This window comes from Streptomyces sp. NBC_01546, from assembly GCF_045208355.1.
In the GTDB taxonomy this organism is placed as follows: domain Bacteria; phylum Actinomycetota; class Actinomycetes; order Streptomycetales; family Streptomycetaceae; genus Streptomyces.
On sequence record NZ_CP109380.1, the window covers coordinates 379984 to 401330 of the forward strand.

Annotated in this window: 22 protein-coding genes; 7 read left to right on the plus strand and 15 right to left on the minus strand. The window is 69.2% G+C overall.

The features are described 5' to 3' along the window. Positions 1–3: 3 nt before the first annotated feature. A complete protein-coding gene (locus OHA89_RS40450; RefSeq protein WP_331761952.1) occupies positions 4–1476 on the plus strand; it encodes a lipase/acyltransferase domain-containing protein in 1473 nt (490 codons plus the stop codon). Positions 1477–1816: 340 nt separating this feature from the next. Here OHA89_RS40450 and OHA89_RS40455 read toward each other — a convergent pair whose 3' ends face one another. The 4 genes from OHA89_RS40455 to OHA89_RS40470 form a co-directional block, all read right to left on the minus strand. Then, a complete protein-coding gene (locus tag OHA89_RS40455; protein WP_331761953.1) occupies positions 1817–2179 on the minus strand; it encodes a hypothetical protein in 363 nt (120 codons plus the stop codon). Between the two features lie 100 nt (positions 2180–2279). Continuing rightward, on the minus strand, positions 2280–3290 hold the full coding sequence (locus OHA89_RS40460) for a Ku protein (protein ID WP_331761954.1): 1011 nt from the start codon (positions 3288–3290) through the stop codon (positions 2280–2282). Positions 3291–3477: 187 nt separating this feature from the next. Then, the gene (locus OHA89_RS40465; protein WP_331761955.1) at positions 3478–3831 is read right to left on the minus strand and encodes a DUF6233 domain-containing protein; all 354 of its coding nucleotides are present in this window, start codon (positions 3829–3831) and stop codon (positions 3478–3480) included. 5 nt (positions 3832–3836) lie between these two features. Next, on the minus strand, positions 3837–4172 hold the full coding sequence (locus OHA89_RS40470; RefSeq protein ID WP_406368943.1) for a hypothetical protein: 336 nt from the start codon (positions 4170–4172) through the stop codon (positions 3837–3839). Between the two features lie 82 nt (positions 4173–4254). On the opposite strand from OHA89_RS40470, the gene OHA89_RS40475 reads away from it, so the two are divergent. Genes OHA89_RS40475 through OHA89_RS40485 form a run of 3 tightly spaced genes read left to right on the plus strand, consistent with a single transcriptional unit; the run spans position 4255 to position 5494 of the window. After that, positions 4255–4557, plus strand: a complete 303-nt coding sequence (locus OHA89_RS40475; RefSeq protein WP_331761957.1) for a hypothetical protein — start codon at positions 4255–4257, stop codon at positions 4555–4557. 5 nt (positions 4558–4562) lie between these two features. After that, positions 4563–5117, plus strand: coding sequence for a hypothetical protein (locus OHA89_RS40480; protein ID WP_331761958.1), 555 nt, complete (start codon positions 4563–4565; stop codon positions 5115–5117). Further along, entirely contained in the window at positions 5114–5494 is a 381-nt protein-coding gene (locus tag OHA89_RS40485) for a nuclear transport factor 2 family protein (RefSeq protein WP_331761959.1), read from the plus strand. The genes OHA89_RS40480 and OHA89_RS40485 overlap by 4 nt, the downstream gene beginning before the upstream one ends. A 364-nt stretch (positions 5495–5858) precedes the next feature. On the opposite strand, the gene OHA89_RS40490 is transcribed toward OHA89_RS40485, so the two are convergent. The 7 genes from OHA89_RS40490 to OHA89_RS40520 all read right to left on the minus strand — a co-directional run bounded on the left by OHA89_RS40490 (position 5859) and on the right by OHA89_RS40520 (position 13007). Then, positions 5859–6596, minus strand: coding sequence for a DUF1524 domain-containing protein (locus tag OHA89_RS40490; protein ID WP_331761960.1), 738 nt, complete (start codon positions 6594–6596; stop codon positions 5859–5861). Positions 6597–6770: 174 nt separating this feature from the next. Then, entirely contained in the window at positions 6771–7355 is a 585-nt protein-coding gene (locus OHA89_RS40495) for a hypothetical protein (protein ID WP_331761961.1), read from the minus strand. Positions 7356–8095: 740 nt separating this feature from the next. After that, entirely contained in the window at positions 8096–9559 is a 1464-nt protein-coding gene (locus tag OHA89_RS40500; RefSeq protein ID WP_331761962.1) for a hypothetical protein, read from the minus strand. 5 nt (positions 9560–9564) lie between these two features. Beyond that, positions 9565–9891: a helix-turn-helix transcriptional regulator gene (locus OHA89_RS40505; protein WP_331761963.1), complete on the minus strand. Its 327-nt coding sequence runs from the start codon at positions 9889–9891 to the stop codon at positions 9565–9567. Then, a complete protein-coding gene (locus tag OHA89_RS40510; RefSeq protein WP_331761964.1) occupies positions 9891–11009 on the minus strand; it encodes a site-specific integrase in 1119 nt (372 codons plus the stop codon). The genes OHA89_RS40505 and OHA89_RS40510 overlap by 1 nt, the downstream gene beginning before the upstream one ends. Positions 11010–11514: 505 nt before the next feature. Beyond that, entirely contained in the window at positions 11515–11880 is a 366-nt protein-coding gene (locus OHA89_RS40515) for a hypothetical protein (protein ID WP_331761965.1), read from the minus strand. Positions 11881–12215: 335 nt separating this feature from the next. After that, positions 12216–13007, minus strand: a complete 792-nt coding sequence (locus OHA89_RS40520; protein ID WP_331761966.1) for a hypothetical protein — start codon at positions 13005–13007, stop codon at positions 12216–12218. 192 nt (positions 13008–13199) lie between these two features. Between OHA89_RS40520 and OHA89_RS40525 the strand changes: the two genes are divergently transcribed. Beyond that, entirely contained in the window at positions 13200–14258 is a 1059-nt protein-coding gene (locus tag OHA89_RS40525) for an integrase (protein WP_331761967.1), read from the plus strand. A gap of 811 nt (positions 14259–15069) precedes the next feature. Here OHA89_RS40525 and OHA89_RS40530 read toward each other — a convergent pair. The 3 genes from OHA89_RS40530 to OHA89_RS40540 form a co-directional block, all read right to left on the minus strand. After that, positions 15070–15699: a hypothetical protein gene (locus OHA89_RS40530; RefSeq protein WP_406368948.1), complete on the minus strand. Its 630-nt coding sequence runs from the start codon at positions 15697–15699 to the stop codon at positions 15070–15072. 781 nt (positions 15700–16480) lie between these two features. Then, complete coding sequence (locus OHA89_RS40535) at positions 16481–17170, minus strand: restriction endonuclease (protein WP_331761969.1); 690 nt, start codon at positions 17168–17170, stop codon at positions 16481–16483. Positions 17171–17240: 70 nt separating this feature from the next. Next, positions 17241–17450 (minus strand): hypothetical protein, encoded by a 210-nt coding sequence (locus tag OHA89_RS40540; protein WP_331761970.1) that lies wholly within the window; start codon positions 17448–17450, stop codon positions 17241–17243. 339 nt (positions 17451–17789) lie between these two features. On the opposite strand from OHA89_RS40540, the gene OHA89_RS40545 reads away from it, so the two are divergent. Then, positions 17790–18608, plus strand: a complete 819-nt coding sequence (locus OHA89_RS40545; protein WP_406368951.1) for a helix-turn-helix domain-containing protein — start codon at positions 17790–17792, stop codon at positions 18606–18608. Positions 18609–19690: 1082 nt separating this feature from the next. Here OHA89_RS40545 and OHA89_RS40550 read toward each other — a convergent pair. Then, entirely contained in the window at positions 19691–20452 is a 762-nt protein-coding gene (locus tag OHA89_RS40550) for a helix-turn-helix domain-containing protein (RefSeq protein WP_266616142.1), read from the minus strand. Positions 20453–20675: 223 nt separating this feature from the next. On the opposite strand from OHA89_RS40550, the gene OHA89_RS40555 reads away from it, so the two are divergent. Then, entirely contained in the window at positions 20676–21347 is a 672-nt protein-coding gene (locus OHA89_RS40555; RefSeq protein WP_331761973.1) for a DUF4097 family beta strand repeat-containing protein, read from the plus strand.

Below are 21347 nucleotides of genomic sequence, written 5' to 3' on the forward strand. Positions count from 1 at the left end.
GCCATGAATCACCGCACGCCGGAACCCGAGAAAAACGCCGCGTCACTCCTCACCGCGGACATCACCCAGGACGCCGTCGTCATCGTTCCCGGCATCATGGGCAGCGAGCTCTATGACACCACCAGGCAAAAAACCATCTGGGGATTATCCGGTGTTGCCTGGCTCCTCAAGGCGTGGACACAGCCCAAAGGCCTGGAGCCCCTGCGACTGACCGAGGACGAGCTGGAAGGCAAGACCGGCCGCATCAAAGCCACCCAGCTCATGCGCCACTCTTCATGGACGCCTTACCTCCAGGGTCTGGAGCCCTACACCAGCCTCATCAACACCGTCCGCGAATGCGTCGCCCACCCCGCGGCAATCATGCAATTCCCCTACGACTGGCGCCTGCCCGTCGCCACCAACGGCCGGCTCCTGGCCGATGCCGCCCGCCGACACCTGACCACCTGGCGCCAGCACGACGCCCACGATGCCGCCCGCCGCCACCGTGTCGACGAGCGGCCCGCACGCCTCGTCTTCGTCGCCCACTCCATGGGCGGCCTCGTCACCCGAGCCGCCCTCGACCCCGCTCACGACAGCGACCTCGCCCAGGACACCCGAGCCGTCCTCACCCTCGGCACTCCGTTCTACGGCGCCGTGAAGGCCACCGCCATCCTCAACACTGGGCGCGGCACCCCCGTCCCCCTCCCACACCGGCAGCTGCAGTCCATCTCCGCCACCATGCCGGGCCTGCACGACCTCCTGCCCCAGTACACCTGCCTCATCGACGGCGACCACATCCGCCACCTCACTCCCCAAGACGTGGCCGCCATCGGCGGAAACGCCGACCTCGCCCGCGACGCAGCAGACTCCCACCGCCGACAAGCCCACCTGGCCCTGCCCGCCCACCGAGCCGTCGTGGGTACCCAGCAGAGCACCCTGCAGAGCCTGACGATCCACGCCGGGGTCGTCGAAGCCCATCACCACGGAGCTCGCCAGCACACCAACGGCGACTTCATCCGTGATCCGCGCGGGCGCCTGAAGTTCTACGACGTCAAGGGCGACGGAACCGTCTACAAGGAGTCAGCAGCCGTCGGTCCGGCCATCACGCCCCTGCCCCTCCAGCACGGAGCCGTCGCCTCCGACCACATCGCGCTGAAAGCCGTCGCGGAAATCCTGCGCGATGACGAGCACCTCGGCCCGCCCCAGGGGACCCCTGGATGCGGCCTGGACGTCCCCGACCTCGTTGAGGTCGGCAACCCCTGGACCGTCACGCTCAGCGGCGTGGACTCCCTGGGCGGCGTCCGGTGCGAAGTCACCGACCTGAGCACGGGATCCACCCAAAGGCTCCGCCTGGGTTGGGGTGGCGGCGACATCGTGGCTCGAGCCACGGCCTACACACCGGGCCTGTACCGCGTGACCGTGCGCACCCTAGACGACCTCACCGTCACCCAGCTCGTCCTGGCCGCAGAAGCGGAGCCGAAACGAGAGACGGCCTGACGCTGCGGGCACGGCCTTTCGCAGCCATCAAGCCCCGTGAGGCACTTCCGCAAGGCCCACATCATCTCCTTGGGATGTGGGCCTTCGTGCTCGGCCGCGACTCCTATCTGTGAACACCAGGAGCATGTGGGTGGGGGCATGAAGGACTCCGCCATACAACGGCGACCGGGGTTCTTCCTGCTGCGTTGGGCCGACCTCACACTCCTTGCCGCTGTACGGGCCGAAGGCCATCAGACGGGCCGAGAGGGAGTCCACGTCGATCACGCACTCGCCAGCCCCGCGTGGCCAGGCCTGGCTCCAGACTCGAGACGATCTCCGCCATCAGAGCGGGTTCTCAGTCTCACGCTGCCACGGATGCCGCGGTCGCCAGCTCGGGGAAGGCTTCCTCCCAGACCTGCCACACGTGCTTGCTGATCAGGGTGCGCAGGATGGGCCACTGCGCCAAGAGCAGGTCGCGGTTCAGCAGCGTCACGAGATCCTCGTGCTGCCCCTCGGCCAGGACGGTCCGGTAGAAGCCCATGCGAACGCCCGGGCGGTCCAGGTCGTACGCACGCAGTCCAGACCAGGACACGTGCAGCGGCAGCTCGACCACACCGTGCTCCGGACCTGCGAGCTTCTCCAACGAGACGGGCAGCCGACCCGCGTACCGGGCGTGCAGCACCTCGGCCGCAGAGGGCGCCGGACCGGTGGAGGAGAGCACCATGGGCCTGAGTATCCCGCGTCCCGCCCGTCTCCGGTACCGCAGACGCGGTACAGCTGGAGCGCGGCGATAGCGCTGTGTTCTCCGCGCGGGCCGTGAGGGATCAGGACCGTCTCCGCCCATTCGACTTGTCAGTAAGGGCGTCTGCGAGCTGGTCGTGGGTCATGGTGGAGCGGCCGGGAACGTGCGCGGCCGCAGCCTTCTTGTAGAGCTCGGCCTTCGTCAGCGACTGAAGCGACTTGCCTTTGGAGGTGACACGCTTCTTCGGGAGTGCTGCCTTCTTCTTCCGAGGACTTGCCGTGGTGGTGGCCTTCTCGCCGGTGTTCTTGGGGCTGCGTGCTCGCTCGACGCTGGCGCGCAGGGTTTCCATGAGGTCGACGGCGCCGGTGGCCTTGGCCGGGGGCTCGGCCTTCTCGACGCTCTCGCCAGCCTTCTTCGCATCGATGAGCGCGGCGACCTTCTCCTGGAACGTGTCGCGGAAGGTCTCGGGATCCCAGTCCACGGCCAGGGCGCTGATCAGCTGCTCAGCCATCTTCATCTCCTGCTCGGAGACCTTGGTCGTGCCGGGCAGGTCGGGGATTTCCTTGCGTGGGTTCCGGATCTCGTCCGCCCAGTGCAGGGTGTGCACGGTCAGGATCCCGAGGTCGTCGTCGGCCTTGAGTGCGACGAGGTACTCGCGGCCGCGCATGACGAAGGTGGCGACACCGGCCCGGTTTGCCTTGGCCAGGGCCTTCTCCAGAATCGCGTACGCCTTGCCGTACTCCTTGCCTCTCGGGCCCAGGTAGTAGGTCTTGTCGAAGAAGATCGGTTCGACCAGGTCGAGGTCGACGAAGCCGGTGATGTCCAGGGACTGGGAGCGGCCAGGGGCGATCTCGTCCAGCTCGGCGGGTTCGACCAGGACGTACTCCTCGCCGGTGTCGAAGCCCTTCACAATGTCGCCGAGATCGACCTCTTTGCCTGTGCGCTCGTTCACGCGCCGGTTGCGGATCCGGTCGGCGGTGCCGCGCTCCAGCTGGCGGAAGTGAATCGTGTGGCTGTCAGTCGCCGTGTACAAGCCCACCGGAAGGCTGACCAGGCCAAATGACAAGACCCCCGCCCACACCGGACGCGCCATGATCTTCACCGCCCTCGAACCCTGGCCCCGAGGTGTCCGCTGAGCGCCCCGCCGAAAGGGGGGGGGCTGGTCGGGGTGCGGCCCCGTCGCGGCCAGGATGGCCAGGCCGCACCCCGCACCAGGGAACCTACCCGCCCTGCTTGGATCCCATTTGTGGCCTGATAGCCGGATCACAGGCCCGGTCGGCTCAGGCTTCCAGCATCCCCAGCCCGGAGTCGGCCCGGCAGAACGCGCACGCCTCCACGCCCTGAGTGAGGGCATCGACGGCCTGCTCGCGGGTGGCGGGACGGGAGTGCGGCATGCCCATGGAGCAGTCCCCGATGTGCACCGTCACCGGCCGTCGCACCGCGCCGATCCCGTACTGGATCCGCCACCCGGCCTCGGGCACAGAGCGGTGCGGGGTCTCGGCCAGGCGCTGGTCGCGGCGGGCCTCGGCGATCAGCGTCCGGACCTCGACGAGGAGAGCCTGGAGCTGCTGCTCCACCACCTCCAGCCGGGCCAGATCCGGCGGGAACAGCGCACGCGGATCACGCCCGGCCACAGCAGCTACCCCGAAACCTGCTCGTGGGCCCGCTTGAGGGCCATCCGCGCGACCACGATTTTCTCCTGCTCCACGCTCTGCCAGAACGCGTCCGTCATCACGACGCCGGCCAGCCGCTGCAGCCGGCGCTCCAGCCGAGCCCGCTGTACCTGCTGCTCCTCGGTGTAGCCGGGGCTCGGCGGTACGTCACGGCGCGAGGAGTAGCGGCCCTCCTGGGCCGTCCAGCCGGGGAGGGGTTCCGTCGACCAGGGCAGGGTGGCGCACAGGGCGGTGTGCTCGGCGCGCACGCGGTGGAGCTGTGCCTGCAGGGCCCGCAGGCGGGGAGGGAAGTCGAAGGACATGACGACATCGTACGTCTGTTCGAATCGCTGCGACCGCACGCCGCGCTCGCTCCGAAAATCGAACAAATGATTCAATCAAGCCATGGCGCAAAACCGTTTCCCGGAGGATCTGATCCGCCTTAAGCAGCAGCAGATCCGTACCTTCAACCGTCTGGCCGTGCGGCCGGCGACGGGGGCGGCCGAGCTCCGGAGCGAGCTGACCCGGCTCTTCTGCCTGATCGGCTCCCACCCCCATTGGCAGAGCGAGCCCCTGACCGGCCGGGCGCGCTCCGAGCTGCACCACCAGGCCGTGGCCGCGCCTGGCGGGGAGCCCGAGCTCGTCGTGGAGTACCTCGACGGGAAGTTCGTGGTGCGCACACCCGACACCCGCCCGCACTCATCCTGACGCCGGTGGACACATTCGCCGACGACGCAAGGGCGGAGCACTGGCCGATCACGATGACCCTGCCCGACGGGCAGCAGCGCCTCACCGTCCGCCTCTACGAGCGGGCCAAGGACCGCGAGGGCCCCTGGATGTACCGGATCGGGGCCCCGATGTGGCAGTGCGCCGGAAACAGGATCACCGGCGCTGTCACCGGTCCTCTGCCCAGCTGCCCGAACTGCGGCGGCGAGGTCAATAAAGGTCCGCATCGGCCCCGAGTTCGTCGACGCCCCCTATCTTCCCGCGGGGCGCCACTCAAGGACTGGCTGGGAACAGCCGCCGACGCCCGCCTGCTCGTCCTCGAGTTCGGCGCCGGATTCAACACCCCCGGCGTCATCCGATGGCCGGGCGACCACCTCACCCGCCAGATCCCCCACGCATGCCTCGTGCGCGTCAACCCCACCCACCCCGAAACCCCCGACGACCTCGTCCGCCGCACTCTGTCCGTCCTCGTCGGGGCCGACCACCTGCTCGACGCACTTACCGTGCCGCACCCGGCACCCGACCCTACGGTGGCGTCATGAGCGACCCGGAGAAGAACAAGGCCACGGCTCAGGCGTTCTACGACCTGATGTTCAACCAATGCCGCCCCGCCGAGGCCATCGACCAGTACGCCGGCGACACCTACATCCAGCACAATCCACACGTCGGCGACGGCAAGCAGGCGTTCATCGACTACTTCGAGCGCATGGCCGCCGAGTACCCGGGCAAGCGGGTGGAGGTCAAGCGCGCCTTCGCCGAAGGCGACCACGTGATCCTGCACTGCCACCAGACCTGGCCCGAGGAGGAGTACGCCGGCATCGACATCTTCCGTTTCGACGCAGGCGGCAAGATCGTCGAACACTGGGACGTCCTCCAGGTGATCCCGCCCACCTCCAAGAACGACAACACCATGTTCTGACCTCGCCCTGCGCACGCCGATTTGCCGCACTGCAACGCTCACACGTAACCAACAACGGCCGCCCCCACAGGTAGGCAGAGCGCCAGCCGACCGCATCAATCGTCGCGATGAATAGCGCAGGTTCGGAGCACTGCCTCTTCACCAGTACGGCTCCCACATCGAGGCGAAGGAGTACACGACCTGGGTCACCGCCGAAGTCCTGGAGCCGATCGACGGCGTCGACCTCACCCGGGTACCGACCCACCGGATCCTCCCCGACCTCCCACCACCCCGGCCCGGATGGATCCATGCCCCACGCCCGGCGGGCCACCCGCCGGGCGTGGGGCATGGGCCAGGTGCGGGCCCGGTCCGCCCGCCACGGCGATCACGCGGCCGGCTCGTAGACGACGGTGGTGTTCGGGCAGTCCTCCGCGACACCGAGCAGGGCCTGGCGCTCAGCCTCGTCAGCTGCCAGGTCCCACCGCAGCTTGGCGCCCACCCACTTCGCCACGTACTCGCAGTGGTAGTCGGCGGCCGGGGGCAGCCACTGGGCCGGGTCCTTGTCCGCCTTGCTCCTGTTCGAGGCCGCGGTGACCGCGACCAGGGTGTCCGGGCTGTTCTGGTCGTTCGCGTACGCCTCACGCCGCGCCGCACTCCAGCGGGCCCCGTCCGGGCTCTTCAGTTCGGAGTCGTAGACCTCGGCCAGCGGGACGAAATGGTCGACGTCGAGGCGGGCGGCGTCGGTGACGACGAGGTCGTCGTAGGGGCTGAGCCAGGAACCGCCCGTCAGTCGGCACCCGGCTGCGACCTGCGGTGCCTCGACCGCCTCGGAGAGGATGACCTCCTTGCGGGTGTCACACCCGTCCGTCGCGTTCAGGCCCCTGTTCCAGTGCTTGTAGAGGTCCCGCTTGTAGCCCTCGCGGTGCTCGTCGGCGACCGGGATCTGGTCGATCGCCTCGAACAGCGGCAGTGGCGCGCGGACTCCGGGGGCCCCGGCGATGCCGAACGCGGTGGATACGGCTGGTTGGGCTCCGGTCGCGTGTGCGGCGGGTGCGGTGGTGAGCAGGGGCAGGGCGGCGAGCGCGAGCGCGGGAAGACCACGCTGCAGCAGGTGCTTGATCACACCCTGGGTGTAGCGCGGCTGATCAGGCCCGGAACAGGGTGCCGGGAGTCAACTCACTCGGGCGGGTGTCTTAATTCACCGGCGAAACGATCTTGCCGGTCCGGTTGAGCTGGCCGGACCGTGGTGCTCTCGAGGTGGTAAGCGCGGTACCGGGCGGGGTGGGGTACTACAGGGTCAGGGGTAGAGGTAGCCCCTGACGTAGCTGCGGGCCGCGGTCTCGCTCGTGCCGAGCGCGGTCGCCACCTGCTCGATCGGCACCTCCCCGGCGGTGAGTTCGTTCGCCGCGTCCTGGCCGGCCTGGGCGATGACGTACCTGAGGTCGGTCAGGGCCTTCAGCGCGACCAGAGGCTCCTCGGCGGCCAGGCCGTTGAGCCGGCGCACTAGTTCGGTGAGGAGCTCGGTGAGTTCCGCAGGTAGTTGGACGGCCGCGTCCCGGATGACCGACAGATGCGCCTCGTAGTCTGCGACCGGCCCGGACAGGTCGACGTCCGCCTCGTACAAGGGCTTGTCCTTGGGGAGGGTGGTCCAGTCGAGCGGGTACTCGGCCATCCCCCGCCAGCCGCACGAGCAGCTGCCCCGCAGGACCATGGCCTGGGGCCGGCCGAACCGGCCGTCGTAGACGTGCCACTCGGTCGACGACGGCATGTTCGGACCGCTGCCCACATCGAAGTAGACCGGGCCCGGCTCACTGCCGTCGGCCAGCAGCACCCCCACCGCCCCCTCGTGTGCGGCCCCCAACGCCTGCAGCACCCTGTCCACGACGATCAACCCCTCCCCGCAGCGCGGCCGGGCCGGCCGAGAGGCCGGACCACACCGCCAGGCTGCCCCGACCGAGCCGCCCACGCACCGTGATCCACCGAAAGCGGTACGGGCGAAGTTCCAGTGGTCAACGGGAGGGCGGAGCGGAGGCTCGTGAGGGGGACCGGGATCCCCCGGTCGGAGCATCACCCTGCTCCGACCGGGGGGATGCCATGTCAGACCAGGCCCCTACCGTCCGCCGCGGACAGGGATCTGCCACGGGAACGAAGGAGAGAGCGATGGTGTTCGTCGGGGTTCACGGGGAGTGGGGGCGTATCGGGGTCGGAGACTGGTAGGCGCGCATGTTGAGGTGTCACGTATTCCACCTGCCAGGACTGTGACTGGTCGCTCTGAGTAGTGAGGTCGGTGCTTGTGGCCTGGCCCTGGACAGGTAGGTTCACGGTGGTGTGTTCGAAGCACTTCTGAGGGGGAGATCATCGGTGGACGTTGTGGCGATCATGGAAGCGCTGGCTGAACAGGGCATCACGGTGCTCTTCAAGGCCGATGCCGAGCGGATGGCAGAGCGGCGCAAGCCCTAAACATTCGTGGCCAGTGGTGCCCCTTTGCGCGACGACATCCTCGTGCGAACCGATGCCGCCTCGGTGGAGCAGTGCCTCGAAGCCTGCCTGCCTCGCCTGCGCGAATTGGGCTTTTCGCTGCCCGAGTGACGAGAGTGGCCAACCGGGATACAACGTGCCGGCTCACCGCGTGTGGTCGCCGGGGGCGTATCGGCTCCAGGTGCCGCCGGCCTCGGTGACGAGCCGGGTGGCGGTCTTGTCGTGGTAGCCGAGGGCCTTGGCGATGACCGGCGCGGGGGCCTGGAGGACGAGATGCCGGATGGCGGAGGTGCGGGCTCGTTGAGCCGGGACACCGAGGTCACGGAGGGGGCCGAGCAAGCTGGTCGGGTTCATCGGCTGGCCCGGGCGGCGGCCGGGGAAGAGCCAGCGGGCGGAGAGGTTCACCGCGGGTGTGTGGGCCGGGAGCGACCGGAGGTAGTCCCGAACGAGATCGGCGACGGGCTCGGGCAAGGGCGAGGGCGGGTCTCCGAGCCGGAGGTGAACCTGCTGGCCGTCGTCCAGGATGTCGTCGGTCGTCAGGCGGACGATCCGGGTGAGAGGTTGGGCGAACAGCAGGACGAGACTGGCGGCGACCCGGAATCGCAGCGGCGCGGCATCGTTGCCGAGGACGCGACGTAGGGCGGCCAACCGTTGGTGCTGGCCCATGGGTTGCGGGTTGGTTGTCGTGCGGTAGGGGATGGCCAACCGTGGCATGCGGCGCGTGTCCATGCACCAGCGAAGGAAGGGTTGTGCCGCGCGGCGGGTGGCGTAGTTCTCGGTGTGCCAGGCGTCGAGATCGGCTTGGGTTGCCGTCGCCGGTGTGCTGCCTCGGTGGGTGAGCCAGGTGAGGAAGGCGCTGGCCTGGGTGGTCTGCTGGCGGTGTTCGCTGACGGTGCTGACGCTCAGCGGGCCGGTGTCAGCCTTGGCCCGCAGCTTGCGGAGCTGGTGCCAGTGGGCGAAGTGCCGCAGGAGCTGCTCGTGTTCGGTGTCTGTGGTCGCCGCGAGGCGTTCGGCCAGCCAGCGTTGGAAGAGCAGGAGCCGGCGGTCCTGGCGGGGCAGGGCGCCGCATTCCATGAGCAGGTCGCGCAGGTAGGCGGCGGTCCGCCAGTTCGGCACCTGCTGGATGGCCTCGTGGGTGAGGGCGATGTTGCCGGTGGCGAGGTCCCTCAGTAGCGCGGCGACCTGCGGGTTGTTCAGCCAGACGAGGCGGCTCTTGAGCCGGTCCATCCCGACGAGCAGGTCGTGCAGCGGGAGCAGGCGCGGGTTGGGGCGGCCGGTGCCGTCGTCCAGGATGCCGGTGAGCCTGCCGGAGAGGGTGCAGCGTTCGCAGAGCCGGCCGCCCAGGAGGAGGCCCTCGAAGCCGCAGCGGCTGCAGAAGAAGTCGCGGGTGATGCCTGCGCAGTCCCGGCAGAGCGGTTGGCCCTGATCGTCGCGGCCGGGCAGCAGCCGGTCGGTGGAGCACCCGGGGCAACGGCCCCGGACACGCATGGCCCGCTCCAGACAGGTGCGACAGATCGGTCCGTCCGACCAGTTGGCGGATTTCTCGGCCCGCCGACCGCAGCGGGCGCAGTCGCGCAGGTGCCAGCGTTCGTACTGTTCGGGCGTCATGCCGGTCACCCTTCGTCGGTAAGTCGGACCCGTGTCGGTCGGCGGGCGGCGAGGTTGATCGGTGCGTCCTGCCCGGCGGTGCGGCGCAGGCGGACGTTCTCGGCGGAGGTGGGGATCAGGTCGCTGGCGGTGCAGTCGAGGATGTCGCAGAGCGCGGCGAGCACCGGCAGGGACAGCCTCTCGGGGGTGCCGGAGACGAGCCGGTGGACCTGGGAGGCGGACAAGGTGATCCCGCGTTCGGCCAGGTGCGGCATGAGTTCGGGGACGGTGAACATGCCGCGGCCGGCCATCAGCTCGCGCAGGCGCCACCGGTAAGTGATCTGGCGGGGCATCACGACGTCCTTCCCGGCCGCATCGCGGCCTCAACAGTGGCGTCCAGGGCCCGGCGCAGGGTGCGGGTGCGGAAGTCGGAGGAGACGCAGGTGTAGATCGCGGTGGTGGAGGCATACTCGTGGCCGACCTGCTGCTGGACGAACAGCGGATCGTAGCCGTCCTCGATCAGGTGGGTGATGTACGACCTGCGCAGCGAGTGGAACTCCAGCGCCGGGTCCAGGCCGAGCGCGTCACGGTAGGCGGCGAAGCGGGAGTCCAACCGCTGGAGCCCGATCCGCGGCCCCCGTTCGGAGGGCCACAGCGCGGGCCCGTGCGCGTGCCGCATCCCGGGCCGCACCTCGGTGACCCACTCTTCGATGACGACCGGCGTCCACTGCCAGACGGTCAGCACGCTGCGGCGCTTGGGCGGCGAGCCCTTCTTCGCTTTCCCGTGGCGCACCATCAAGGTGCCGTAGTCGCCGAACTCACGGCCGTGCGGGTTGGGGCCGAAGTCGACCTCGTCGAGCATGCGGCTCTCGTTGCGGCGCAGGCCGTAGCCGTAGGCCGTCTTGAACAGCGCCGCGTCCCGGAAGGCCGGCAGCCAGCCCTTGCGGCCCTTGCCCCGGACGCGCACCACCTGCTCGTCGGCGTAGTCGAAGAACGCCTCCAGCTCGGGCCGGGTGAAGGCGCGGCGCTCGGGTTCGCCCTCGCCTTCGTCGGCGTGGACCGCCGCGTTCCAGTCGTGGACCACCTGGACCGGGTGCGTCCCGAAGCGCAGCTGGCACTCCTCCGCCCAGCTGTACGCCGGGTTGGTCACGAAGTCGCAGAACTGCCTCACCGCGCCTTGGTAGTTGCGCACCGTCGAGCGCGCGCAGCCACGGACCGAGCGGAGGTCCACCGACCACTCCTCGACGTGCTGGGGCGCCCACTCCCACGGCAGCCCGTCCGCGTGCCGGGCGAACGCGCGCACCGTCCGCTCCTGGTCGCTGACGTAGCCGAACGACAGGTTCCTGGCCAGCTGCTGGTTGCGCCAGCCGGCCAGCATCGCCTCGAAGACCTGCTCCTCAGGGCGCAACAGCGGCAGGCCGTCGACCAGGTGCAGCCGTGCCGAGCCCGGCGCGAGGGTTTCCCCAGCCATCTGTTCATCACTCTCCGCTCGTCGCATTCGACGCGAGAATCTCGCATCGGATGCGAGCGGTGAGAGTTTTCCCAGGTCAGTCCCTCGAAGGAGTGAAGGAGCCGGTCGGCGACCGTCCGGTCGGGTAACGTCCGGCGAAGGTCCCCGGCTCACCGCCCGGCCCAGGCCAGTGCCCCGATCCGGTGTCGCGCGGCGGTCGACCAGGTTCGGCATCGCCAGTTCGCATCGGCTGCAATTGGCGCCGGTGGGAACATCGGTGTCAGATCGTGCGCTAAGCCCTCGTCTGCCCTGGTGGGTGACCGGTGGGCCGTCGGCGGCAGGGCCGGTCTGAAGTCGTCCCACAGATAACCGCCCTGTTATCTGCGCTACAGGGCTCGCCGACCCGGGAGAACGCGTCCCGGCGACGGCGTAGAGAGCACCTGTTATCTGTGGGAGGCGTTTGTGCTGGGGGACTCCATCCAGCCAGCGACCGGGCGCGCGACCAGCGAGGGTGAGGTGCCGGACTTCAGCTGCCGTGAGGACGCTGCGGGTACATCGCCAGTGGTTCGGCCGCGTAGGTGCCGTCCGGCAGGAGCGCGTCCGTCAGCTCGAACTGCTCCGCTGCGGCCGGGCTGCCGCGCCAGGCGATGACGGTTCCGGCGGGTCGGCTGCTGGGCAGGTGGACGGGCTGGCCGTCGGCGGCCCGGGCGCCGAGCAGGGTATAGGTGCGGACCGGTGCCGCGGCCGCCGGCGCCGAGGTTGTACCCGGGGTCACGGCGGCACCGGTCCGGTTGTGGTGCCGGCGGAGCCAGCCCCACACGAAGACCGCCGTCAGTACGGTGAGGCCGCCGAGGGTTTCCGCCGTCCAGCCGGTGAGCACGTCGGTGAGCATGGCGGTGTCCTTCTTCTACGTCGCTGATGAGGGGCGGAGCATGGCGGGTCGTCAGAGCTTGCGTCTCGACCTGACGGCACAGTGCGGGACCGCGGGGTTAGCCCCGCAACCCCCAACGGGTCTGTGCTCCACCCCTTCGCCGGAGTCGGGCAGGGAAGGACGGGACCGCGCTCCGGAAGTCAGACCCACCCGGACGGGAACGGCGGCTGGTTCGCCTCCGCCCGGTGCTTGATGAGCCGCGCCCCGCAGCGGGGTCTGCTTGGCAACACGCCGGCCGACCGCCGTGATCAGAGCGGGAACCGGTGGGACGACGATGCGCTGGTCGAGGGAACCGTTCACAAGGTCACCGCCGAGCTGACCGAGGGGACGACGATCTCGCCGGCCGCGGCGAGGTTGCGCGCGCGGCGCCGGACTCGGCTCAGGCGCCGCTCGACCGACTTCCGTGTGGTCCCGAGACGCTGCGCGATCTCCTCCTGGGTGGCCCCGGTGGTCAGCATCGCCTCGCAGACCGCGCGCTCCTCCATCGAGGCTTTCGCGAGGATGATGCCCAGCGTCTCCCGGAGCACGGTCTGCTCCTCCGGGCCGGGCACCACCAGGATCGGCTCGAACGGATCCGACCCGGCGTCATGCACCGGGATCGCGTCGAGCCCGAGGATCTCGCGCATGCGTTGCCGGTGGCCGCCTGCCCATCGGTGGTAGGCGTCCCGGAAGAAGTGCAGGGCCATGTGCAGGAAGAAGCTGTTCAGGTTCCGGCCGCCGTCGGGGTTCCACTTGTGCAGGCAGTCGGAGAGGAAGAAGGGGATGGCTCGGCCGAGGCAGTCGATCGCGATGTCCTGCCGGACGTCGTAGCTGCGCATCATCTCCTCGACTTCGGTGTACGGAGCCTTGAAGTAGATCCGCTTCTCACGGCACTTCTCGATGATCGTTCCGTCCCGCATCCAGGAGCGCAGTACGTTCCAGCCGTAGAGCCAGATCCGGTCCCGGAACATCTCGAAGTTGGGGCCCTCGAACCGGTCTGCCTGAAGCCGCTCGAACAGCTCGCGGTCGGCAGCCCGCTGTTCGGCCGCTCGGTCAGACAGAGGGATGACGGCGGGCGGGAGGGACGTTGAGGTGGCTTCGGTGGACACAGGCAACACTCCATCTCGTACAGGAAGTCATACGCAGTGCCCTTATGGAATTTGGCAGTCGTGATCCCCCTCCGAATCACGAATCAAATTTCGGAGGCCCGCGGGCTGGCCCGCCGGGAGCCCATGGACTCTGGATAAGCTCCCCATGTCCGGAGTCCAGGAAAGGCCCATGACGGGCAATCAGGGGAGACCATGACGAACGCGGATCTGTCGGTCAGTTCCAGCAGCACCCCGCCCGCCGCGTCGGCGCCGGTCCGCCCGGAGGAGTTCGACGAGCAGACCCGGGCCGCGCTCGGCGCCCTCGACCACCGCGCCGTCCGCGTCGTCGCCGACGGCCGCCCCGAGCGCACCCGCTCCGGCTACGCCCAGGACTGGAAGAGCTGGACGAAGTTCTGCGAGCAGAGCGGGGTGCCCCTGCTCGCCGTCACCCCCGGCACGCTGACCGCGTTCGTCGAGTGGCTCTGGACCCAGCCCGGGTGGAAGGCCGGCACCTCCCTGGCCCCCTCGACCATCGACCGGCGGATCTCCGGCACCGTCGTCTCCGCCCGCCAGGAGCACGCGGTCAAACTTGAGGAAGGAGTCGCCCGCCTCGCGCGCAACCGGCTCGCCCAGCTCGTCAAGGAGATGGAGAAGAGCGCCGAGAAGCGCGGCCGCGGCCAGGCCGCCCCGCTCCTGGTGGACCACCTCGTCGCGATCAGCGCCGCCTGCCCCGACAACCTCCGCGGCATCCGCGACCGCGCCCTGGTCCTCATGCACTTCGCCGTCGCCGGCCGCGAGCACGAACTCGCCGCCAACCGCGTGCGCGACTACGCCCTCACCCCCGCCGGGATCCAGGCCGACCTGCGCGTCTCGAAGGTCCGCCCCCGCGTGGTCCCGGTCCCGTACGGCACCCGGCCCTCCATCTGCCCCGTCCGGGCGTGGACAGCGTGGACGGAGGCCGCCGAGCTCACCGACCCGGACGCTCCCGCGTGGCCTCGCCTGCACTCCCGCTGGAACACCGTGATGGAGGGCGGACTACAGCCCGAGTCCGTCGGCGACGTCATCACCCGCGCCGGCGCCCGCGCGGGCATCGAGGTCCGGTTCACCGGCCACAGCCCCCGCCGCGGTCTCGCGACGTCCTCCCGGCTCAAGGGCCACGACCAGATCGTCATCGCCAAACAGGGAGGGTGGGCCCCGCATTCCAAGGTGCTGGCCGGCTACCTCGAAGTCGTCGACCAGTGGGAGGACAATGCGCTGCTGGGGGTGCTGTAGACGGCCCGCCGTAACGCCCGGGGTCTATGAAGCAAGCCCCGGGGTCTATGAAGCAAGCCCCGGGGTCTGTGAACTGCACCCGGTTCCTCAGTACCCGCGCAGCAGCCAGAAGATGACCAGGTCGGCGATCACGTGGCCGCTGACGGCGATCAGCAGCTCTCTGATGAATTTGCCCATTTCGCGCCTCCTTCTAGTGGGTGCGACGACCATATGCAGAGCCACACGGCTGCTGGAGATCGTTCCCGATCTGCGAATGCTGTTCGCGCCGGGGACCGACGCCCCGGACGCCCCTCACCTGCACTTTTGGCCCCGTTGCCGCAGCTCCGCCCACGCTTCCCGGCCGTAGGTGACGACGTCGTACCCGGTCACGTAGCCGTCGAGAGGCCGACGCGCGCCAGGGTGATCGAGCGGCAGCAGGAGCCCGGCGGCGAGACGGCGGCGATGTGCTGGCATCGGCGGGCTGTGCTCCGGAGCTGGCCGTGCCGTCGCCAGTTGCCTCCTGCGCCGCTTCATTGATCAGGAACCCACCTGACCACGCACGGGCACGACGAAGTCCCGGACGATAGGGTCCGGGGCTTCGCTGCGCCTAGTACCTGTTTCTGATCCCCCGAAGGCCAGGTGAGCGAGGGGCTCTCTCCGTTTCAGGAGAGCGGCAGCGTTCGCTGAACGGTTGCGGTAACCGTTCAGCGAACGGCATTCCTGGGGCCTGCGGTGCCCAAGGGACCAGCGGTCAACGTGTTCCACGGCACCTTGATCAAAGCCGCCTTGGTCGCCTTCGTTCGTTGCCCCGCCGAGATTCCAGCCGGGAGGATCAGGAATCGGTATCGCCGGGGCCCTCGGCTGTGATGTGGAGGACGAACCGCCGAACGAGCTCCTGAACGGGTTCCTGACCGGTAACAAGCAGGTCGCGTACCAAATCCTCCCCCGGTGCCCATGGAACACCGCGGCGGCCCAAGCGCACCGTCACGCGTGCGGGCTCCGTACGCTCCGGCGTTATGGCGAGCACTACACGGTCCCCGTGCTCCGGGCCCGTTCGGTTCGCAAGTTCCTGGGCCAGCAGGCGCGCGGCGGTGTCCACAGGAGCCTCCCAGCTGCTGTCCGCGCCGGCCCTGGCCAGTTCGACGTCGTACTGGGCCGCGTCGAAGTGCAGGTCGCTGGGGACCGGAACCCGGTTGTCGTGTGTGTTCTCCCAGGACGTCCAGAGCACCCGGTCGTCCTGGCGTCGGATGGTGACGAAGATGCCTCCGCAGCAGGAGGTGACGCAGTCGTTGTTGGAGAGCTCGACCCGGCGCGGTTCGTCCGAGGCCGCGAACGGCCATCCCTCGGCGGGGCCGAGCAAATGCCGGCTTGAGCAGCTCGACGTGCCATCCGGGTGGACATCCGCCAGCAGGTCCTGGCCGTCGACCAACGGACGCACCTCCGCCCACCACTGCTCGATCACCTGAGGGTGCTGCGGTGTGACGAACCGCAGTCCGAAACTGCTGAGGGGTACGGGATGGTCCATGAGCGCAATGATCGCCTAGCTAGTTGCCGGGTCCGACCCCGAGAACGCGCCCCACGTACGGAGCGTCCTCCGTACGTGGGGCGGGCCGCTGGAGCCATGGCGTGCCAGATCAGAAACAGGTACCTAGCGGTCTGGCGTCCTGTTCGGGTAACGGGGGGCACATGGCTTTTCGAGGTGAGTAGTGAGGAGGGCCCGGCCGTCAGCCGGGCCCTCCTTGCTGCTGATTTACCGGGGTAACCCGGCCGGTGTGGCCACGACGGTGGCCGGCATCGACGGGTTCGGCGTCTGCGGCGTACCTGTGTCGCCCCCACCGCCGAGCGCCGCCAGGATCAGGATCAGCACCAGGAGTCCGCCCCCTCCCACAGCGGCCGCGGCCACCGGGGGCCCGATCCGCCGACGGTGAGGCCGTACGTAGGTACCGTCCGCGCGGTGGTGCCCCCGAACGCCCGTGGTCAGCACCATGTCTGGCGGGAGGGCAGGACGTGATGCGCCGCGCTGCGACGGGATCGTATGAGCCGACTTGGGCCGGGTCCGCTGCGTGTGCGGCCGGACGTAGGTGCCGTCCTTGCGGTAGTGCCCTTTGACGTGAGCCATGGGTGGTCCATCCCTTGACGAGTCGGGGAGGTGCACGACGACGGCCCGCTCGGCCGCAACCTCCCAAGGTAGACCCGCCCACTGACAACGCTGGGGCACGCGCATCGCGCACGGGCCGCTACCGCTAGGAGAGGGGTGACTGGCGCCGCGGCGGAGGTACCGCGCGCAGCAGCTCCCACAAGGGGCGGGAACCGGCGGCCCACTCGGCGAGCACCCTGCGGTCCACCAGGTGCAGGCGCTGGTCCTTGGCGAAGTCCACGGCGTTGCTCGTGATCCGGCCGTTGGTCAGCATGACCAGGACGTCGCCGTTGTGGACCTGCCGGCCGGTGCCGTTGAGGACGTGGAGATCGGGGGTGCCGACCGGCTTCCCGGACCAGCCCGCCTTGCGGTGCTTGCACTGGATCACCCAGCGCCGCCCGTACGGATCGGTCGCCTTCACATCCGCCCCGTTGTCGCCGCGGCCGCCGACCTGCTGCGCGTCCGCGCACCCGTCCCGGTGCATGAGGTCGCGCACCGCGAACTCGAACTGCGTGTGGTGCAGACGGTCCAGCTGCTCCACCGCGTAGCGCAGGCCCTGCGCGCGAACCTGCTCCCATCGCGCTGCTTCCCCGCGACGCCACATCCAGGCCCCGCCCGCCCCGGCCGCCGCCAGGACGGCGAGGAGCACGACCCAAGGATGCTCGGCCAGCCACCGCAGTGCCGCGGCCGCCAGGCTGAGCACGACCGCGGCCGCGAATGCGGCGAGGAGCACCTGCTCCAGGTGCTGGTTCTTCCGCCGCCGGGACCGCCGTACCGGACGCCGCCGCCCGCTCACCGGCCCCTCCGCGCAGGCGAGGAGTCCGCCGTAGGCCGCCCGAGGGACGCGTGAAGGGAGTCGGTCGGGGTCACTGGCCCGCCTGGGAGACACCGTTGACGAGCTGGCCGAGGAAGCTGGCGATGCCCTGGCCGACGTCGGTGGGGGCGAGCATGATGCCCAGCGCCAGGACGATGACCACGGTCATCTTCTCGTCGAACCGGCTCCGGGCCTCGGTACGTCGGCGCAGCCGCAGCACAACGATGACCACCAGCAGAACCGCGACATTGATCGTCAGCAAGCGCCCAGCCCCCCGCCAGAACCGGGGCAGCGGACGACAGCCCCCGGCTTCTTGTGTAGCTGGGGGTCAGCGTCGGTGTGGCCAGATTGCCAGGGAATGGCGGCAATGCAACGTGCTGGCCGAATTAGAGCAGGGCGGATGGTCCCCGGGCTCGAAGGTGATGCGCAAGTACCGTGAGGACGACGACGTGTTCACCGAGAATGCCCGGCACGGCGTGCTGTAGCCGGAACCGCCGAGGGGCACGCCACCCGGCCCCGGGCCTGTGGGCCGTGAAAGATTCCCTGACCTGGGCGTTCATATCCGTTCAACGGGCGGATGGGCGTTGAAATTCTCAATGCCATGAACATCGCGACCGAGCTGCTGGTGACCGTGATGGCCAGCGTCATCACTGGCGCCGTCCTGTCGGCCGCACGCCAGGCGTGGGCCCGCTGGAACCTGCGCCGTGCCGCCCCCGCTGACGACCTGAAGAAGGAGGACTGCCCGATGGGCCGCCCCGGAGAGACCAAGGACATTGAACTGCCGTACGGCGCTCACCGACACCTGGTGGAGCTGCTGCGCAAACTCCGCGCCGCCACACGGCCCGGTCCGCTGAGTGTCCGTGACATAGCCGACGGAGCCCAGGTGTCGACCGGCACCGTGCAGAACGCCTTGAACGGCACCACGCTCCCCAGCAGGCAATCCGTCGCGGCCATCGCCGGGTTCCTGGCCGAGCGCGCCGTCCGGCGCCGGACGCCCCGCAAGCACGAACGCGCAGTAGACAAGGTCCACCAGCAGGTCGAGAAGCTGTGGGAGGAAGCGGACTGGCAGGCAAAGGGCCCCGACCCGTTTGAGGCTGCTGTCCGGGATCTCTATATGCAGATGGACCACGGAGCGGGCGCCAACCTGCCGGACCACATCCCTGACATCGTTTGGGCCGCGATCCAGCGGAGCCGCCTGCTAGTCGTCAACCACCGCCGAGACCTCGGCTTCGTGGACCTGTTCATCGAGACGCCCGACGAACAGACGGCACGGGACCTGGAAGAAAACGAGTGGACCGGCGAGTTCAGCGACACCGTGAGCGGCATGGTGGGCAAGGACATCTCGGTGATCGTGTTCGTCGACATCGGCGACGAACAGGAAGAGGGAACCGCCGAGGCGGCTGGCCACGGCGGGCTGTAGCAGGCACCGAGGAACGAGGAGGCCAGCGGACGCAGCGAGTAACCCAACCGGGGCCCGGACATCCAGTCCGGGCCCCGCTGTGTATGCCCTTTAGGCTCATTGTTCGTCATGGTTTGGGCGCAGCCCGAGGGGCGGGCCCGGTGATGTGCGTTCGGGGTGAGTTTCGTTGCGATGTGCCGGGTTGGCGTCAGTGAGGTGCAGCACCCTCGGACCCGACCACCCGGACACCCTCACCAGTCGCAGCGACATGGCGCGACTCAGAATGGAGCCACCGTCCGAGCGGGCCGGTCAGCAGCGTTGGGGCGGTTTCCGGGAGCAGCAGTGGGGGAGTTCATGACCGACGCCGAGTAGCCGACACCCATGGCTGTCTCTCGCGCACCTAGTGAGGGCCGGCTTTGGCCAGGGACTGAAGGGACTGGGTTTTGGAAGTGACGCGCTTCTTCGCTGACGCGGTCCTGATCCTGCGAGGGTGCAAGCCCGCACGGCAATGGCGCGATGTGCTTGCCCTCCCCCGACGAGGCCGCGCGGGCACTGGGCAACCTGGACGTCGACATCTCAGTACCGGGTCCGCGATCAGTCCCAGCGGCCCGAAGCCACGGCTGGACCTGTAGGAACGTGGCGGAGCGTACGGAAGCAAGCGCTTCTTCTGTCGAGGTCTGCCGATTGGCGGTTGGCGTGCACGCCGACACCTGCCGGGCACGGCCGCCACGACCTGCTGCTGGGCGACTGCTTACCTGCCCCGGCTGTGTGGCGGAGTGGGCCGTCGCGAAAGCGAGCGCCGCCACGCCGCCGCCCTCACGTCGTACTCCTGCCAGGGGCCAAGGACCGCTTGCGGTTCCGGCTGCCCCACGCGGAGATCACCATCGTCTGGGCCGATCGCGCACCCGCAAGCCGACGCCCGACACCGACGAGCAGGACTACGGCCAGGCTCGAGGCGGAGGGAACCAGAGGTGGTGTCGATGAACCCGTCGGTGGACTTCACCCAGGCGTGACGAGAGACGCGACGGCGAGTTCGAGTTCCTCCACCGCCTCCCGGGTGATCCGGCGCGGGCACCACCGGCCGTGACCGTCGAGACGGCTGTCTATCCGCGGTCTGAACTCGGCGTGGCGGCGCCGCCCGAGGCCGGTTCGACCTCGGCCTTCGTGTAGAGGATCTCGCGGGCCTGGTCCGCGGCGCGGGTGATGCTCTCGGAGACGAAGTCGACGAAGCGGGCGATGTTCTCGAGGCGGGTGGCGGCCGGGGTGTCAGGGCCGAGGATGCCCACCCCCTGCCGTGCGGTCTCGGCGAGCTGAGCGGTGGAGCGCGCGCTGGCGATCATCGACTGGTACCAGACGTCGTCGTCGACGATGTAGCGCTCGCGGCGGCGTTCGTCGCGTTCCCTGCGGACGAGGCCCTGACTCTCCAGGAACGCGATCGCTTTGGAGATCGACGCCGGGCTGACCTGGAGGCGCTGCACGAGTTCGGACGCGGTGAGGCTGCCCGCGTCCGTGGTGTAGAGGCAGGTCAGCACCCGGGCCATCATCTTGGGCAGGCCCGAGGCCATGAGGAGGGTGGTGAACGTCTCCTCGTACTCGCGCACCGCCTCGGGGTCACGCCCATGGGCCTGCGGGGGCGCCTGCTGCCCTTGGGGTGTGGCCTGCCTCCGCCGGTGGGCGCGGTGTTCGGTGGCTCGGTGGGCCAGATCGGCGCGGTAGCCGGCGGGGCCGCCGTTGCGCGTGACCTCGCGAGTGATGGTCGAGGTCGGGCGATCGAGGCGTCTGGCGATCTCCGCGTAGGCGAGCCCGTCGGCCACCCCCAGCGCGATCTGCTGACGTTCCTGCTGGGTGAGCCTGCCTCCCGGCATTGCGATCTCCTTCGTTTCTCCTTGATGCCTCCACTATAGCGTTCACCCTCAGTTCATTGCAACGTACAGACTGCTGTCGTTGCGTTAATTTCAAAAACCGTTGCAACGATTTCTAGCCTTTGACCTGCGAAAATAACCATCTTGCGCAACGAAGTCATTGAACGATCTTTGAAGGCAACGTAGCGTTTTCGACATCAGAAACAACGAGTCGAAGGACAGCATCATGCAGAAGTTCGCCACCCCCGCCCCGATCGCCACCGTCCTGGACATCCCCGCGGGACTCGTCCGGTTCATCGCCGCCGACCGGGCCGACACCACGGTCGAGGTCCGGCCGGCGAACGCCTCGAGCAGCCGCGATGTGAAGGCGGCGGAGCAGACCACGGTCGAGTACGTCGACGGCGTGCTGCGGATCGAGGCCGCTCCGGCGAAGAACCGGATCCTGGGCCACTCCGGTTCCGTCGAGGTGACGGTCCAGCTGCCCGCCGGTTCCCGCGTCGAGGCGAAGACGGCCGCCGCCGAACTCCGGGGCGTCGGACGGCTGGGCGACGTCACCCTCGAGGCGGCGCAGGGCTCGATCAAGCTCGACGAGACCGCGGGCGCCCGCCTCACTCTCCTCGCCGGCGACATCTCCGTCGGCCGCCTGGGCGGCCCGGCACAGATCAGCACGCAGAAGGGCGACATCCACATCGCCGAGGCCGTGCACGGCACGGTCACCCTGCGCACCGAGGCGGGAAACCTGTCGATCGGCGCCGCCCGGGGCGTCTCCGCCTCCCTCGACGCCGGCACCACCCACGGCCGCATCCACAACGCGCTCAAGAACACCGACGGCGCCACCGCCGGCCTGACCATCCACGCGACCACCGCCTACGGCGACATCACCGCCCGCAGCCTCTAA